Here is a 15935-nt window from a genome sequence, read left to right as displayed (position 1 = left end):
GGCATCAGCACTTTCCAACAGATATCCTCGATCACCGCCGCCCGTGCATTATGGCGACGTCTACAAAAAGACTGCGCCGGTCGCTGTCAGATCGCGGGGGCATTTCGCAACGGACATTCTAATCATGCCGGACAGCCAGTATCAAATTGTGCTTGCAGATTTCGATTCAGGTCGGCCACCCGTTCCGACAAGAAGTTGGCCACCCGGTGGGGCGGGCACTCGATCACTAATTGAACCGCATGGTCTCTCCGGCTTGCAAGGGAGAGCCCAAGCCCGTCGAGACAGTGCCGTTGCGAAGTATCAGGGAGTTATTGCGGCCCAGGCCTGAGGGGCCGAGCAACCCCCGATCGCGCGCAGCCCTCGCTTTTCCCGCAGCAGGGTGGGCGAATATGCTGGCCGGGTGGTCGCGGCCGGATTCAGCTGGCAGCTTGCATGAGAGCTAAACTTGCTAACGATTGCATGCATAGAAATATACTCCTCCTCTAGTGGTGATGCCAAGCTGACTTAGCCACACAACAAACTAGGTCAGATCAGTTGCGCCACGCGTGCAAGTCTGACAGGCTAGAGTTCAACCTTGGTGTCGCGTGTCGAATGGTCACGGACTCCATCGGAAGATGCTATGTGGCACGCGTTGTTTGTAAGGAATATCGGACGCATGTGATATTAACGATACTAATATTTGAATAGGTCAGGACTGCTAATTTGGCACAGATCTCGCGTGGTAGAGAAGGCGAAATACCGTATCTGCCGCTCTATTCCATGGGATGCAGTTCTAAATTGCACCAACCAGCTTCCCGAACCGATCATCGTATTAAAGTTTGGCCAGGGTAAGGTAGCTAGCAAACAGTTTTATGGTTTGGCGGGGGATAGGTAATCTATCGAATTTTGGCTGTCCGAAGGAGGGGATTATGTCCAATGATATTCCGCGCATGAAGAGGGCTTTTGACCTGGTCGTTGGCCTGCCTATGCTATTCTTTTTACTGCCCGTATTGGCAGCGTCGACTATGTGTCTGCTGATCGCTGAGGGACGGCCGGCATTTTACATATCCCGTCGGCGTGTAGACCGTGGCCCCGCGCAGAAGATTATTAAGTTCCGTACGATGCGTCGCGATGCAGATCGGATTGCCAATCGCGCAACGGTTCCCGTCAATGGAACGCGTTTCCTGAATCTGCCGCACGACTCGCCTCTCTACACGCCGATCGGGCGCCTTATCGAGCGCGCGATGCTTACAGAGATGCCTCAGCTTGTGCATGTGCTGCAGGGCCGGTTGAGCGTCATTGGCAATCGGCCGCTGCCAGACAACGTGGTGCTGGCGCTGGCGGAGACTTTTCCGCAAACTGAACAGCGCTTCCTTGTACGTTGCGGTCTGACCGGCCCCGTCCAACTGGTCGGTCGGGACAATCTTTCCGACGAGGCCAGGTTGGAAGTGGAGATTGCCTATTGCGAAGCTGTCCTCCGATCCTATTCGGTCAAGCTCGATCTGCTGATCCTCCTTTACACGGTCTTTGGTGGGCTGATGGGCCGTTTTCGCCTGACACATGAGGGGGTCCTGGCTCTGATCCGGCGCCATAGCGGTTCGCCGGTCGCGGTGCCGACGCCGGAGCATCTGCCGCCGCGGCCTCCGCCGATCGATCTTGGCGTCCCGCCTGCCGCGCCGGAGGCCCGTAGCCTGGCTACCGAGCTACCGGCCCGGCGATTGGTATCGGTTCGCGAACAGTTGGCCGTCCGCCAGGAAGGAGTGCGGTGACCACGGCCGCCGCCCTGAGGTTGCTGCGCCTCACTTGGTCATTTGCAGCTTGGGCAGCGGCAGTCTTTGCTTTGCTGGGCAGCGGACCTGCCGTGGCAGCGGAAGACTTTGTCGTGGGTCCGGGCGACAAGCTAGCCATCTCCGTGCATCGGCGCGCCGATCTATCCGGCGAATTCCGGGTACTACCGGGCGGCGCCGTGTCTCTGCCTTTCCTCGGCAATCTCTCCGTTGCCGGAAAATCGGTGGAACAGGTGCGCGATGCCGTGGCGCAGCGCCTCCGCGAGGATGCGGCGTTGCTGGATCCGCGTGTTTCCGTGGAGATCGCTGAAATGCAGCCGATCCTTGTCGCCGGTCCGGTGCGACGGCCTGGCCAATACCCTTATCAGCTCGGCATGACCGTCGGCCATGCGCTCGCGGCCGCTGGCGGCGTCCGCCGGCTCGACCCTGAAGAGGCTGGCGTGCATATCGAGATGGTTCGGCTGCGCGAACGCCTCCGGCAAGCACAGGAGAGCTACGGTTTGGCATTGATGCGCCATGCCCGATGGACGGCGGAAGGGCGAGACGCCGAAAATTTCGAAGCCCCTGCGGAGGCCGCACGCTACCTTTCGAGCGAGCGGCTGCAGCAGAGTTTGGCCAGCGAGCAGCAGATTCTCCGCAGCCGCAGCTCCAGCTTCCGCAACCTGCTCGATATGCTGACCGCGCAGACCGCGGCGCTGAACGAAGAGGTCGAGGAGCGGAAGCAGAACGCCACGGCGAAGGAGAAGGAACAGGCGCTGCTGCAGAAGGAAACCGAGTACGTCGATTCGCTAATGCAGCGAGGCCTGACTCCCCGCACAACACGCGTAATCGAGCTTGCGCGGCTCGCGACACAGGTTGATGGCGAGCGCCGGCAGATCCTCTCCAACATCGCGCGCGCACGGCAGGAAATCATCCGCCTGGAACATCAGCGCAACGATGCAGGGACGCAGCGCAAGCTCGAGTCCCAAATCGGTCTGAAGGAAATCGAAGATCAGATGGCCGGCCTGCGGGTGACGCTGGAAGAAACACGATCCGGCCTCGCGCATCTGAGCGACGCCCTGCCAACCGACGAGGCTCCGCTCGGCACGCCCCCTAGCGCAAAGGTCGAGATCCTGCGGATACGCGCCACGCCACCGCAGCGGATCGATGCCAATGCCGATACGCCACTGCTGCCCGGCGATCTCGTTGATTTCTCCACGCGACAGGCGGGCGCCAGCGGACGCGTCGCCCTGGGCCAGCCACGTTGACGGGCATGGAGATGGCCTACGAGGATGCTTCGGCCCGTGGCAACGCCTATCTCGGGCGGAACACGCGCGCGGCGGAGCGAATTGCGGTGATCGGTGCCTCCGGGAGGTCGGGCTCTGCTGTGTGCCGTTTGCTCACTGTTGAGGGTCATCATCTTATAGCCGTACAGCGCCGGGCCGGCAGTGTGCCATTGCCCGGCCTTGTTGCTGAACCTCGAATCGCAGATCTCGATGACCCAAAGGCCCTTGCAATCGCCTTGGCCGACGCAACTGTTGTGGTCAATACGGCGCATGCGCGCTGGACACCGCAAGTGATCGCCGCCGCGCCGCGTAACGCGCGGCTGGTGCTCATGGGATCGACGCGTCGGTTCTCGCGGTGGGCGGATCCGCACGGAGACGGCGTTCGGCTTGGAGAGGCTGCCTTTCTCGCCAGCGGCAGGTCGGGTGTCATGCTGCATCCCACGCTGATCTACAGCCGACAAGGCAACGGAGATGTACAGCGCTTGGCCGCGTTGCTGTCGCGACTCCCGGTCGCGCCACTGCCAGGCGGCGGCCGGTCTCTGGTCCAGCCGATCCATCAGGGGGATGTGGCGCGCTGCCTGCTGGCCGCGGCGTTGCACCATTGGGATGGGCCAGAAACCATGGTCATCGCCGGACCCGAGCCGATTGCCTATCGGGATTTTCTGCGCGCTGTCGCCGAAGCTGCCGGCCTGGATGTGCCGAGAGTGTTGGAAGTCCCGGCCGGTCTGCTTCAGATGATGGCGCCACTCAGCGCCGTGTTGCCTGGAGTGCCGCGCATCGACAGTGCGCAGATTCGACGGCTGACAGAGGACAAGGCCTTCGACATCGCTCCCATGCGGCAGCGTCTTGGCGTAGTGCCGATCCCGCTGGGCGAAGGACTGGCAGAGACTTTGTCGCCTTCGTTTCCCAGCGGAGAGGCCACTACCTGCACCCCTCCAGGAACACGTCAATGAAGGTCGTCATTTTGGCCGGCGGGTCGGGCACGCGCGCTTATCCCTACACGGACTATCTACCCAAGCCGATGATGCCGGTGGGAGGCAAGCCGATCCTGCTGCGTGTGATGAACCTGTACGCCCGGCAGGGCTACACGGAATTCGTGCTCTCCGTCGGATACCGCAAGGAGGTTATCCTGGACTATTTCGAGGGGCGCGATTTCGGTTGGCGCATAGACATCGTCGATACCGGCGCGGCTACCGATACCGGCGGACGGATATGGGGTTGCCGCCACCTGCTCGGCGACACCTTCATGGCGACCTACGCCGATGGGCTGTCCGATGTCGTGCTGGACGATCTGCTGGCCTTTCATCACCGCTCCGGCCGGCTCGGCACCATCACCTCGGTGCCGTTGCGGTCGCAGTACGGGACCATCGAAGCGGATGAGTCCGGCATAATCCGTGATTTCCGCGAGAAGCCGGTGCTGCAGGATTATTGGATCAATGCCGGTTTCTTCGTGATGGAGAAGCGCATCTTCGAGCATTGGCGCGGCGAGAACCTGGAACGCGAAGTCTTCCCGAATCTTCTGGCGGGGCGTTATCTTGGCGTCTATCGGCACCACGGTTTCTTCAAGTCGCTCGACACTTACAAGGACCAGCAGGAAATCGAAGCCATGTTCGCGGCAGGCAACCTGCCCTGGATCCGCAACGAGGTCGCAGCGTGAGCCATCAGTTCGGCACCGCGGCGAAGCCACAGCCCGGATTCTGGTCGGGCAAGCGTGTCTTCGTCACCGGCGCGTCCGGATTTCTAGGGTGTTGGACGGTGAAGGAGCTTAACCTCGGTGGCGCGATCACGATCGGCTACGTGCGCGATGGTGGGCACCACCTGTCGCGCCGTGACGATCCGGAAATCGAGCCGCATTTCACCGTCCACGGGTCGCTCGAGGATTATGAGACGGTCTTGCGGGCGATCAACGAATATGAGGCCGACAGCGTGCTGCATCTTGGCGCGCAACCAATCGTCGGCGTCGCGAACCGCAACCCGCGCTCCACCTTCGAAGCGAATGTTCGCGGCACCTGGAACGTGCTCGAGGCGTGCCGAGAGCTGGGGGGCCAAGTCAAGCGTATCGTTGTGGCCTCCTCGGACAAGGCCTATGGCGTCGCAGCGAGGTTGCCGTATGACGAGACCATGCCGCTGAACGGTAACCATCCTTACGATGCCTCGAAGGCCTGCACGGACATCATCGCGCAGACGTATTTCCACAGCTACGGACTGCCGGTTTGCGTGACTCGCGCGGGCAACTTCTTCGGCGGGCGTGACCTGAATTTCAATCGCATCGTTCCAGGCGTGGCGCGCTGGGCCATCCGTGGGGAACAGCCGGTGTTGCGCTCGGACGGTTCCATGATCCGTGACTACATTTACGTCCGCGATGTCGTGCTTGGCTACCTGACCCTGGCCGAGCGAATGGAAGACCCGGCGCTGCATGGCCATGCTTTCAACTTGTCGACCGAACAGCCGCTCTCCGTGATCGCGCTGGTGCGACGCATCCTTGCCGCGGCGGGTCGAGAAGACCTGGAGCCGATCATCCAGGGCGGGGCGACCAACGAGATTCCAGAACAGCACCTCTCGGCGGCCAAGGCCCGGTCAATGCTCCGATGGTCGCCACTCTGGACGCTCGACAAGGCACTGGACGAGACACTGGCCTGGTATCGCGGCTGGCTTGGGATCGGGGGACGGTTTCCGAATGATGGGACACGGCCTGTGAACTGAGCGGGTGACTCCGCGGGATGTAGATCCGCGGATGGCAGGAGGACAACGTGGACCTGATCGGGAAGCAAGAGCGTGAAAGCCAGTTCTGGGACGCCAAGCAGTCCTCGCTGGCCGAACGGGATTCCGCGCTCTATCGCGTGACCGCGGGGGATCTCAGCGACCGCTCCGTGCCCTGGCTGCCATATCTCGGCTTTCCGGATTACGTCCGCTGCGTGCTCGATCATCTCGGTGATCTTCGCGGTGCGCGCGTGCTGGATCTCGGCTGCGGAACTGGATTCATGTCCTGCCTGTTCGCTGCGGCCGGTGCCCAGGTCGACGCCGTTGATGTCTCGGAGTCGTCGCTCGAGGTGGCGCGTTGGCGCGCCGAGGTCAGCGGGTTGAACCACCGCATCAGCTTTCACGCCGTACCGGCTGAAGTGTTGCCCTTTGATGACGGGCAGTTCGATGCCGTCGGCGGTGCCTTCGTACTGCATCATCTCGATCTGTCTGTCAGCGGCCCAGAGCTTCGACGTGTTCTGAAGCCAGGCGGGCGAGGTGCGTTCATCGAGACCTCTGCCAACAGCACACTCTTGATGACCGCGCGGCGCCTGCTACCAGGCCGGTTTGGCATCGAGAAGTCCAGTAGCGACGATGAGGCGCCGCTCGGACAGTCGGCGCGTGATTTGCTAGATCGAGTTTTCGATGGCACTGTGAGGCTCGAGTCTCCCAACACGCTGTTTTTCCGCATGTTGAGCTACGTGCCGCCCATGCATCTTCGGCCCATGCAGTACATGCTTTCGAAGGTGGATCGCCTAATCCACAAGGTGCCGGCTTTCAGAACACAGTCGTATTATGTGGTCGTGGCCTTTCGGCGAACCGGATCATGAGGCCGTCGGACTGAGTTTACCAACGAGATCCTGAACGAGTCGCAGCAATCGAGGTTGTCACCGCCATCGACGAGATGACGGCAGGATTCGAGAAGAGTGGTGCGGACGGAGGGAATCGAACCCTCACGAGGTTGCCCTCAACGGATTTTCGTACCACTTCGGCTTTCGCCGCCGCGCCATCGAGCCGTTCGGCAGGATGGGAGTTCGTGGTCTGGACTATCCCTTCACCATGGCGACTGCTTTAGGTGCTGCCCGTCTAGTCTCTACACCTTCCCGTGGCCGGGCTTGGTTCGGGATTGCCATTGAAGGTTTCCCCGACTTTGAGCAGTTCTGCATCGCCAGTTTCCCGGCGAGCACTCAAACATTCGTCTAAGTCCGTTGCGTCTACCGATTCCGCCACGTCCGCACTGGATCATGTATAGCGGGTACGAGGAAGCAGGCCAAGATGATGCGGATTGCGCCGGTTCAAATCTGGCATTCGTCAGCCAGCGCCGCATCGTCAAGGGGTTCGGCTTGCCGCTGCATCAAGCGGGCAGAGATCGGTGGCTGAAGGAGCCGATCATCCCTTCCTCGACCCAGGCGCGCAACAGACCGGCGGCGCGGGCGGGCGCCTGGTCCTCTTCGACATATGCGAGCAGCGCTTCGCACAGCGCTGGGAAGGGTTGGCCCTCGATCATGGTGTCGAGCATCGCCGCCTCATCCGGTTCGAGCGAGCGGAAATTGGCCACGAGCTCGGGCCGCCAGATCACCCAGGCGATGGGCTCGGCCAGGGCCGCGACCTCGAGCTCGCCCGGCTCGACTTCCTCGCGGCGCTGCCAGCTCGGCGGCACGTCGAAAGCGAGGTTCAGGCGGCGGAGCGAGGGCAAGGCGGCGAAGGAGATCGTCTCCCACGCTTCGGGTGGCACGGACATGACGGCCTCGGCCGCGACCGGCTTCTTATCGGTACTGTCGAACGCCTCGCCCAGTGCCCATTCGAAGCGCGCCATCTCGGCGGCGGCCGGCGATTTGTCATAGGGCGATGTTGCGGCGAGGAAGTCGGCCAGCTGCTTGCCGACCCATCGCGCGTTGGGATGACGTGATGGATGGGCGGCGATGTAGGCCCGCGCCATGTGGTTGAAGTCGGCGGGGCCCGCCATCGCCAGCACGCCGGGATAGTCGCTGGTCAGCACTTCGATCAGGCGCAGTGAATAGCCGTCGCGATAGACGTCGAGCAGGGTGGTCCGGTCGGCCTTGCTGGTGTCGCGCACCGAGCCGGTGAAGCCGTCGCTGCTTTGCAGCACATAATCCTGGAAGGCGCGCTGCAGGTCGGCCAGAGAGCCGGCGTTGGTGCGGGTCATTCCGCTGCCTCGCGCGCCTGCCCTGTTATCTTGGCGGTGATGTCGCGCGCTACATCGAGCTCGGCCAGCAACTCGGCATAGGGCGGGATGTTGGCGTCGCGTTCGATCATGGTCGGCACGCCCGGGAAGAGCCGCACCGCCTCGGCGTAGAGCTCCCACACGCCGGACACGATCGGATGGTCGTGAGTGTCGACGATATGGCTGCCGTTGTTGATGTGGCCGGCAAGATGAAATTGCCGCACGCGCTCGCGCGGGATACCACGCAGGAACTGCATGGCGTCGAACTCATGATTGTATGCGCTGACGAAGACGTTGTTCACGTCGAGCAGCACCTCGCAGTCGGCGCGCTGGGCGAGGGCGGCGATGAACTCCCATTCGGTGAGCTCGGAGGCCGCGTAGGTGACGTAGCTCGACACGTTCTCCAGCACCAGCCGGCGCCCGAGGCGGTCCTGCACGCGCATCACACGCTCGGCGACATGGTCCAGTGCTTCTTCTGTATAGGGCAGCGGCAACAGATCGTGCATGTTGATGCCGCGCAGGCCGGTGAAGCAGAGATGGTCGGAGACCCACAGCGGATCGACGCGGTCGATCAATTGCTTCAGCTCGCCGAGATAGGTGTGGTCGAGCGGGTCGATCGAGCCGATCGACATCGACACGCCGTGCAGCGCGATCGGATAGTCGCGGCGAAACGTGTCGAGCCAGTGGAGCGGCATGCCGCCATCGACCATGTAGTTCTCGCTGAGCGCCTCGAACCAGGAGACCTTGCCGGGAGCCGCGACGATCTCCTCATAGTGCTCATGGCGCAGCCCGAGGCCGAATCCGATGTCGTTCATGGTCGCAGTCTACTCCAAAAACGAAAGCGGGCGCCCCCGGTCAAGCCGTGGCGCCCGTCCATCGATAACCGGCAATGCGCCGGCATCAAGGCGTCATGGCGTGGGCGCGCCGCCCAGTGCCGTGCACTCGAGAGTCGTGCCGGTGACGGTTATGCCCTTGCCCTTGCAGTCGTTCTTGCCTTTGCAAGAGGTGCGGTGGCTAGCGCAGGCGCTTTGGCCCTTGCAGGCATTCACACCGTAGCATTTGTTGGTCGACTGGGCATACGACGCCGTCGCGAGACTGCCCGAGGCGAACAGTGCAGCCGCCGTGCTGATGATGAACTTCTTGTCCATGAAGCTATGCTCTCCGTCATGCCCCAGCCAGGTCATTCGACTGTGCTTGAGCATGCAAAAAGTATGACCTGCGCCGCGGAATTTATCAACGTTCTGCCCGGCTGTCAGACACGTCGACGGGGTGTCCGACTCCTGTCCTGAACGCTGAAGCTTCCTACAGAACCTTACCGCCCTTCGTCGTGCAATCGGAAGCGCTCTGGCCCTTGCAGGCGTTGGCGCCGCCGCACTTGATGCCCTCGCCACGCGCGCCCGTGACGAGTCCGCCAGCGGCGAAGATCGAAACTGCAGTCGCGATGATTGTGCGCTTGTCATGGTCTGCTCACTGACAAACTCGCACCGGAAACCGATGCGGCAGGATGCACCCTGGAGCCGATCTACGGCGAGGCATCGCTTTGCGATGAGAGGGAGCGCGTCAAACTATGTTGAGGGCAACGTGATCGATGTGCGCTGATCCATTTTGAACGATCACCGTAACGGGAGGGCAAAAGAAAGGGTGCCACAGACGGGGAGACGTGGCGCCCTTTCACCGCTCCGACGGCGTGTCGCCGTCGGCGCGCCGGTCAGTTCGTCGGGTTGCCGCCCAGTGCGGTGCACTCGAGCGACGTACCGGTGACGATCATACCCTGACCCTTGCAGGCGTTCTTGCCCTTGCAGGAGGTCTTGTAGCTGTTGCAGGCGCTCTGCCCCTTGCAGGCGTTGATGCCATAGCACTTGTTGGTCGACTGCGCGTGACCGGCAGTGGCCAGCGTGCCGGCGGCGAACACCGATGCCGCCGCAATGATGTAGGACTTCTTCATCTCGACTGCTCTCCCTCAGGAAGTTGTGCACGTATCGTTCGATGAACGTGACGAGGGTCATTCTACTGCGGTGCAAGGCACGGTAGGCGTCACACCGACGTGTCACAACCCGGCAGGTTTTCACCGAACCGTGAGTGCACGCGCGCTATTCAGTGCAGCGAGGATGTGCAGAGGGCAGGAAATTAATACGACGGAAAATACTCGATAATACGACCGGAAAGTCCGGTGCACCGCCTCAAAGGACTTTTCCGCCCTTCGCGGTGCAGTCCTTGGCGCTGACCATGGTCCAGCCCAAGCCCTTGCAGGAGTTCTTGCCCTTGCACGAGGACAACGATGTCTTGCACGAACTAGTGCCCTTGCAGGAGTTGATTCCGCTGCATTTCACCGACTCATCCGCCCGCGCGGCTGTCGTCGCGCCGGCGGCGAACAAGGCTGCGGCGGACGCAGCGAGGAGAGTGAACTTGCCCATATCGACTCCTGTAGCCCGACATCCCCAACATGCCCCGACAGGACGCGGACGGGAAGTCACGGACCGTGCAGGGCGTGTGATCGGCCGATCACCCCTGCGTGAAGCGCCCGGGAGAAAGGGCGCGCTCCGTCACGCCGAGTGAAACGATATCGCCGGGCAGCTCCTTGCCCAGTGCAAGGCTCGCGGCCAGCCGACCGGCCGCCGCGCCGGTCTGGATGCCATAGCCGCCCTGACCGGCGAGCCAGAAGAAGCCGTCGACGGCGGGGTCGTAGCCGACGACCAGGTTCTTGTCGGAGACGAAGCTTCGAAGGCCGGCCCACTTGTTCTTGATGCGCGACACCCGCAGCGCCGTCGCCGTCTCGATGCGCTCCACGGCGATCGCGATGTCGATCTCCTCGGGTTGCGCGTCGCACGGCGGCGACGGGGTCTCGTCGGCCGGCGACGCGAGGAACTGGCCGACCTCCGGCTTGAAATAGAAGCTCTCGTCGAAGTCGATCGCCATCGGCAGGCCGGCAAGCTCCAGCCCGGGCGGGGAATCGAAAGTGAAGGCGGTGCGGCGCTTGGGAACCAGTCCGATCGGCGCTGCACCCGCCAGGCCGCCGAGCACGTCGGCCCAGGCGCCGGCCGCATTGACGACGGTTGTCGCCGAGATCGTCTCGCCGTCGCGCAGTGCGATGTGCCAGCGGCCGTCCTTGCGGGCGAGCGACATGACCTCCGCGTTGAGGCGCAACACGGTGCCCGCCGCGCGCGAACCGCGCAGGAAGCCGCCGTGGATGGCGGCGACGTCCATGTCGTCGGCCTCGGGTTCGAAGATCGCGCCACCCTGGACGGCTTCCGGCTTGAACAGGGGCTGCAGCTGCAGGGTCTCATCGGGGTCGAGCCAGCGCACGCTCGGCACCAGCCGCGCATAGTCGGCGGCGGCCTTCTTCAGGTCCGCCTCCTGCTCGGCGCGGCCCACGATCAGCGCGCCGCGCGGCGTGAGCAGCGCATGGTCGGTAAAGCCCGCGGGGGGCTGGCGATAGAAATGTCCGGAGGCCACGGTGATGGCGCGGATCTCGGCGCTGCCGTAGGTCTCCGAGTGGAGCGCCGCCGAGCGGCCGGTCGTGTGATAGGCCGGCACATGCTCGCGCTCGAGCACGATGACGCTCGCGGCGGGCGCGAGATGGTAGGCCGCGGAAACGCCGGCGATGCCGGCGCCCACGATGGCGAAATCGAATTCCTGCATGGCCTCACATTGCAAGGTCGCTCGCTCACCTGCAATAGTTGGGCCGCCATGAACATCGCCCACCTGCTCTTGGGAGCGGCCCAGGAATTCCGCGACATCACCGCGTTGGCACGCGCAAATTCCGTCCACCTCGGCTATCGCGACCTGTGGCGCAAGGTCTCGGTCATGAGCACCCATCTTGCGGCACGCTTCGGCCTGTCGCGCGGCGACCGCGTCGCCTTCGCCATGACCAACTGCGTCGAGTCGATCGAGGTGATGTACGCGATCTGGCATGCCGGCCTCTGCGCCGTGCCCATGAACGCCAAGCTTCATGCCCGGGAGTTCGCCTTCATCCTGGAGAATTCGGGTGCCAGGCTCTGCTTCGTGACGCCCGACCTCGCTGCCACCATCGCCGAGGCGGCGAAGGAGGCGCCGGCGCTGAAGGAGATCGTCGATGTGACGACGCGCGCCTACGCCTTCATGGCAGTCGGCGATCCCAGCCCGATCGCCGACTGCGAGCCGACCGACACCGCGTGGCTGTTCTACACCTCGGGCACGACCGGCCGGCCCAAGGGTGCGATGCTCAGCCATCGCAACCTGCTGGCGATGACGCTGAACTACTATGCCGATGTCGACCGCCCGCCGGCCGGCAGCTCGATGGTCCATGCCGCTCCGATCAGCCACGGCTCGGGCCTGTGGAACTTCCCGATGGTGGCGCGCGGCGTCACGCAGGTCTTCCCCGAGAGCGGCCACTACGACGTGCCCGAAACGGTCGATCTCATGAACCGCTGGCCCGATTGCAGCATCTTCCTCGCACCGACGATGGTGAAGCGCCTGATCGAGCACGGCAGCGTGAGCGCGCTGAAGCCCGGCGCGCTGCGGCTGATCTCCTACGGCGGCGCGCCGATGTATGTCAGCGACCTCAAGCGCGCGCTCGATACCGTGGGCAACGTGCTCTGCCAGCTCTATGGCCAAGGCGAGAGCCCGATGACGATCACGCATCTCTCTCGCGAGGTTCATGCCGCGCGCCAGCATCCGCGCTGGGAGGAGCGGCTCGCCTCGGCCGGCCTTGCCGACACCTGCGTCGAGGTGCGCGTGGTCGACGAGGACGGCCGGAAGGTGCCGCTCGGCGAGGTCGGCGAGATCGTCGTCAAGGGTGACACGGTGATGTCGGGCTACTGGAACAATCCGGAGGCGACGGCCAAATCGTTGCGCAACGGCTGGCTTTGGACCGGCGATGTCGGCGCCTTTGACGAGGACGGCTTCCTGACCCTGAAGGACCGCTCGAAGGACATGATCATCTCGGGCGGCTCGAACATCTATCCGCGCGAGATCGAGGATGTCCTGAATCTCCATCCCGCGGTCGCCGAGTGCTCGGTCGTCGGCCGCCCGCATCCCGAATGGGGCGAGGAGGTCGTGGCCTTCGTCGTCGCCCGCTCCGGCAGCACCGTGACGCCGGCCGAGCTCGACCGGCTGTGCCTCGACAACATCGCCCGCTTCAAGCGGCCGAAGGACTACCGCTTCATCGATGCGCTGCCGAAGAACAACTACGGCAAGATCCTCAAGACCGAGCTCAGGACAAAGCTATGACGCGAGCGGCTGGGAGCGCGGCTCTCCAGAGCCGCTCATGGGATGTTGCAAGCTGAAGGAAGAGCGGCTCTGGAGAGCCGCGCTCCCAGCAGGTCATCCATAGCAGCACGCTTCGCGATGCTCCTCGGAGTGAGGTAGTGTGCACCAACGCAGGAAAAGAGAGGAAACCGCATGGGCAGCATGATCGACTTCAAGCGACCCGACGGCTCGAGCTGCAAGGGCTATATGGCGGAGGCCGGCGGCGGCAAGCCGGGCATCGTCGTCATCCAGGAATGGTGGGGGCTGAACGACCAGATCAAGGGCGTCGCCGATCGCTTCGCCGCGGCGGGCTATAACGCGTTGGCGCCCGACCTCTACAAGGGCCGGGTGACGCAGAAGCCCGACGAGGCCAACCACATGATGAGCGGCCTCGATTTCGTCGGCGCCTCGGACCAGGACATCGCGGGCGCGGTCAGGCATCTCGCCGCCGCGAGCCGCAAGGTCGGCGTGATGGGCTTCTGCCTGGGCGGCGCGCTCACAATCGCGGCGGCCGCAAGGCTGACCGGCATCGCCTGCGCCGTGCCGTTCTACGGCGTCCCGCCGGGGGCGCTGGCCGATCCGGCCAAGATCAGGATCCCGGTCCAGGGCCACTTCGCCAATCAGGACGACTGGTGTACGCCTCAGGTCGTCAACGACTTCGAGAAGGCGATGACGGCCGCCGGCAACAAGCCCGAGATCTATCGCTACGACGCCGCGCACGCCTTCGCCAACGAGAAGAGCCCGGCCTACGACGCCGCATGCGCGGCCAAGGCGTGGGAACGCATGATGGCCTTCCTGGGCGGCAACCTCTGACTTGCCGGCGGCGCGCCTCTTTCCGTCATGTCTTCCGGACCGCGAGCGTCCCGCTCGCTCATGAGCTTGAGCGAGCGGGACGCTCGCGGTCCGGAAGAGAATGAGAAGTCGCGTCTCTCCTGCGCTCGGCCTCGTCATCGTCGGGCTGGGCGCGTCGCTGGCGCCGCTCGATATCGCGGTCAACGTGGCGCTGCCGGCGATCACCGCGCACTTCAAGCTCGCGCTTGGGGACGTGCAGTGGCTCGTGATCTGCTACGTGCTGGTCTACGGCTCCCTGATGCTGGTGTGCGGCAAGCTGGGCGACCTGTTCGGCCACCGCCTGATCTTCCGGCTCGGCCTGTTGCTTTCGGCGTTTGGTCTCGCCGCCTGTGCCCTGGCGCCGAGCTGGCCGCTGTTCCTGTGGGCACGCGCCGGGCAGGGGATCGGCACGGCGCTCGCGCTGTCGTGCGGCCCGGCACTCGCGACGTCGCTGTTCGCCGAGAACGAGCGCACCAAGGGCCTCGCGGGCTTTGCCGCCGGCCAGGCGCTCGCCTCGACCATCGGGCCGCTGCTGGGCGGGCTGCTGGTGCAGATCACGGACTGGTCGGCCGTCTACTGGATGCGCGTGCCGATCGCGCTGATCGCGTTGGCGGCGTCGGGACTGCTGCCGGCGCCGAAGCCCGACCGGCGGGCGTTCGACGCGCTGGGGGCGTTGCTCCTCGCCTTCAGCATGAGCACGCTGTTGCTGGCGCTGGTCCTGTCGCAACGTGCCGTGCCGGCGTGGCAGGCGGCGGCCTTTGCCGGTGCGGCCGTCATCGGCATCACACTGTTCGTCCGTCACGAGAACCGCTTTCCAGAGCCGATCCTGCGGCCGGCGGTCTTTGCCGATCTCGACTTCACGATCCCCAACATCGTGAGCGTTCTGGTCAACCTGGCGAGCTTCACCATCCTGCTGCTGACGCCCTATTACCTCGGCAACATCCTGGGCATGACGGCCGGCGGCATCGGTGTGATGATGGCCCTGGCCTTCGTTGGCGGCACGGCGGGTGCGCCGCTGGCGGCCCGTCTGGCGCCGCGCCTCGGACGACGGCCGACCGCCTTTGCCGGCATCGTGGTCATGGCATTGTGCATCGTCGCGCTCGGCCAAACAGACGCCGGCACGCCGATCCCGGCGCTGGCCGCGCTGCTGCTTGTCGAGGGCGTGGCCTACGGCCTGTTCATCGTGGCTTACACCGACATCGTGACCGGCACGCTGGCGCGCCGCGACCGCGGTGTCGCCGGCAGCCTGTCGCTGCTGACCCGCACGCTCGGCATCGTCAGCGGCGCCACGGTGCTGAGCGCGCTGCATGCCCATGCGGCAGCCGACGGCTTCCTCGCCGGCTATCGCTTCGCTTTCACCGTCGCGGGCGGCGGCCTCCTGGCGGCATTGGCGCTGTCGTGCGTGCGGCCTCGCACCTGGTTCTCGCGCCAATGATCGTGCGGCTGGTGAAGGTGGCGATGGTGGTGTCCTGCGCGCTGTTCGCGCTGCTGGTGGCGTTCAACAACTTCGTCGACTACGGCTCGAACTACGCGTTCGTGCGCCATACGCTCAGCATGGACACGACCTTCCCCGGCAATGCGCTGACGGGCCGGGCCATCACGTCGCCCGCCATATGGACGCTCGGCTACTGGCTGATCATCGCTGCCGAGGCGGTGACGGGGCTGATCCTCGTCTTCGGGTCCCTTCGGCTGGCGCTCGCGGTACGCGGTCCGGCGGCACTGTTCAACGCCGCCAAACCTGTCGTCGTCCTCGGCATGGGGTTGGGCTTCCTGCTCTGGTTCACGGGCTTTACGGTGATCGGCGGCGAATGGTTCGCGATGTGGCAGTCGAAGGAATGGAACGGCGTTCCGCCGGCCTTTCGTTTCTACGCCACGCTGCTGCTGGTCCTGATCTTCGTGATGCAGCCGGACGGCGACTGACCG

General features: G+C 64.1%; 15 protein-coding genes. 10 read left to right on the top strand and 5 right to left on the bottom strand.

All coding sequences use genetic code 11. The features are described 5' to 3' along the window. Positions 1-908: 908 nt before the first annotated feature. From ACQY8M_RS33920 to ACQY8M_RS33895, 6 genes are read left to right on the top strand one after another with little or no spacing between them, the layout of a single operon-like run. On the top strand, positions 909-1748 hold the full coding sequence (locus tag ACQY8M_RS33920; protein WP_428665792.1) for a sugar transferase: 840 nt from the start codon (positions 909-911) through the stop codon (positions 1746-1748). Next, entirely contained in the window at positions 1745-3013 is a 1269-nt protein-coding gene (locus tag ACQY8M_RS33915) for a polysaccharide biosynthesis/export family protein (RefSeq protein ID WP_428665789.1), read from the top strand. Before ACQY8M_RS33920 ends, ACQY8M_RS33915 begins: the two co-directional genes overlap by 4 nt. An 11-nt stretch (positions 3014-3024) precedes the next feature. Further along, positions 3025-3984, top strand: coding sequence for an NAD(P)H-binding protein (locus ACQY8M_RS33910; protein WP_428665786.1), 960 nt, complete (start codon positions 3025-3027; stop codon positions 3982-3984). Beyond that, complete coding sequence (locus tag ACQY8M_RS33905) at positions 3981-4688, top strand: sugar phosphate nucleotidyltransferase (RefSeq protein WP_428665784.1); 708 nt, start codon at positions 3981-3983, stop codon at positions 4686-4688. Before ACQY8M_RS33910 ends, ACQY8M_RS33905 begins: the two co-directional genes overlap by 4 nt. After that, complete coding sequence (locus tag ACQY8M_RS33900) at positions 4685-5734, top strand: NAD-dependent epimerase/dehydratase family protein (protein ID WP_428665781.1); 1050 nt, start codon at positions 4685-4687, stop codon at positions 5732-5734. The genes ACQY8M_RS33905 and ACQY8M_RS33900 overlap by 4 nt, the downstream gene beginning before the upstream one ends. A 47-nt stretch (positions 5735-5781) precedes the next feature. After that, the gene (locus ACQY8M_RS33895) at positions 5782-6600 is read left to right on the top strand and encodes a class I SAM-dependent methyltransferase (protein ID WP_428665778.1); all 819 of its coding nucleotides are present in this window, start codon (positions 5782-5784) and stop codon (positions 6598-6600) included. A 524-nt stretch (positions 6601-7124) separates the two neighbouring features. Here the strand turns inward: ACQY8M_RS33895 and ACQY8M_RS33890 are convergent. From ACQY8M_RS33890 to ACQY8M_RS33870, 5 genes are all read right to left on the bottom strand, one after another. Beyond that, positions 7125-7937 carry a putative DNA-binding domain-containing protein gene (locus ACQY8M_RS33890; RefSeq protein WP_428665775.1) on the bottom strand — a complete coding sequence of 271 codons (813 nt, stop codon included), beginning with the start codon at positions 7935-7937 and terminating at the stop codon, positions 7125-7127. After that, the gene (locus tag ACQY8M_RS33885; protein ID WP_428665773.1) at positions 7934-8770 is read right to left on the bottom strand and encodes a DUF692 domain-containing protein; all 837 of its coding nucleotides are present in this window, start codon (positions 8768-8770) and stop codon (positions 7934-7936) included. The genes ACQY8M_RS33890 and ACQY8M_RS33885 overlap by 4 nt, the downstream gene beginning before the upstream one ends. Before the next feature lie 93 nt (positions 8771-8863). Then, complete coding sequence (locus tag ACQY8M_RS33880; RefSeq protein WP_428665771.1) at positions 8864-9103, bottom strand: hypothetical protein; 240 nt, start codon at positions 9101-9103, stop codon at positions 8864-8866. Between the two features lie 560 nt (positions 9104-9663). Then, positions 9664-9900, bottom strand: coding sequence for a hypothetical protein (locus ACQY8M_RS33875; RefSeq protein WP_428665768.1), 237 nt, complete (start codon positions 9898-9900; stop codon positions 9664-9666). A 557-nt stretch (positions 9901-10457) separates the two neighbouring features. After that, the gene (locus ACQY8M_RS33870) at positions 10458-11594 is read right to left on the bottom strand and encodes an NAD(P)/FAD-dependent oxidoreductase (RefSeq protein WP_428665765.1); all 1137 of its coding nucleotides are present in this window, start codon (positions 11592-11594) and stop codon (positions 10458-10460) included. A gap of 48 nt (positions 11595-11642) precedes the next feature. Between ACQY8M_RS33870 and ACQY8M_RS33865 the strand changes: the two genes are divergently transcribed. From ACQY8M_RS33865 to ACQY8M_RS33850, 4 genes are all read left to right on the top strand, one after another. Then, a complete protein-coding gene (locus ACQY8M_RS33865; RefSeq protein WP_428665762.1) occupies positions 11643-13163 on the top strand; it encodes an AMP-binding protein in 1521 nt (506 codons plus the stop codon). 171 nt (positions 13164-13334) lie between these two features. Continuing rightward, positions 13335-13994, top strand: coding sequence for a dienelactone hydrolase family protein (locus ACQY8M_RS33860; RefSeq protein ID WP_428665759.1), 660 nt, complete (start codon positions 13335-13337; stop codon positions 13992-13994). 100 nt (positions 13995-14094) lie between these two features. Continuing rightward, on the top strand, positions 14095-15447 hold the full coding sequence (locus ACQY8M_RS33855; protein WP_428665757.1) for an MFS transporter: 1353 nt from the start codon (positions 14095-14097) through the stop codon (positions 15445-15447). After that, the gene (locus tag ACQY8M_RS33850; protein WP_428665754.1) at positions 15444-15932 is read left to right on the top strand and encodes a DUF2165 family protein; all 489 of its coding nucleotides are present in this window, start codon (positions 15444-15446) and stop codon (positions 15930-15932) included. The genes ACQY8M_RS33855 and ACQY8M_RS33850 overlap by 4 nt, the downstream gene beginning before the upstream one ends. The last annotated feature ends 3 nt before the right edge of the window (positions 15933-15935 follow it).

It is taken from the genome of Reyranella sp., from assembly GCF_965279465.1.
Taxonomy (GTDB): domain Bacteria; phylum Pseudomonadota; class Alphaproteobacteria; order Reyranellales; family Reyranellaceae; genus Reyranella.
This window is presented reverse-complemented; position numbering and strand designations above follow the sequence as displayed.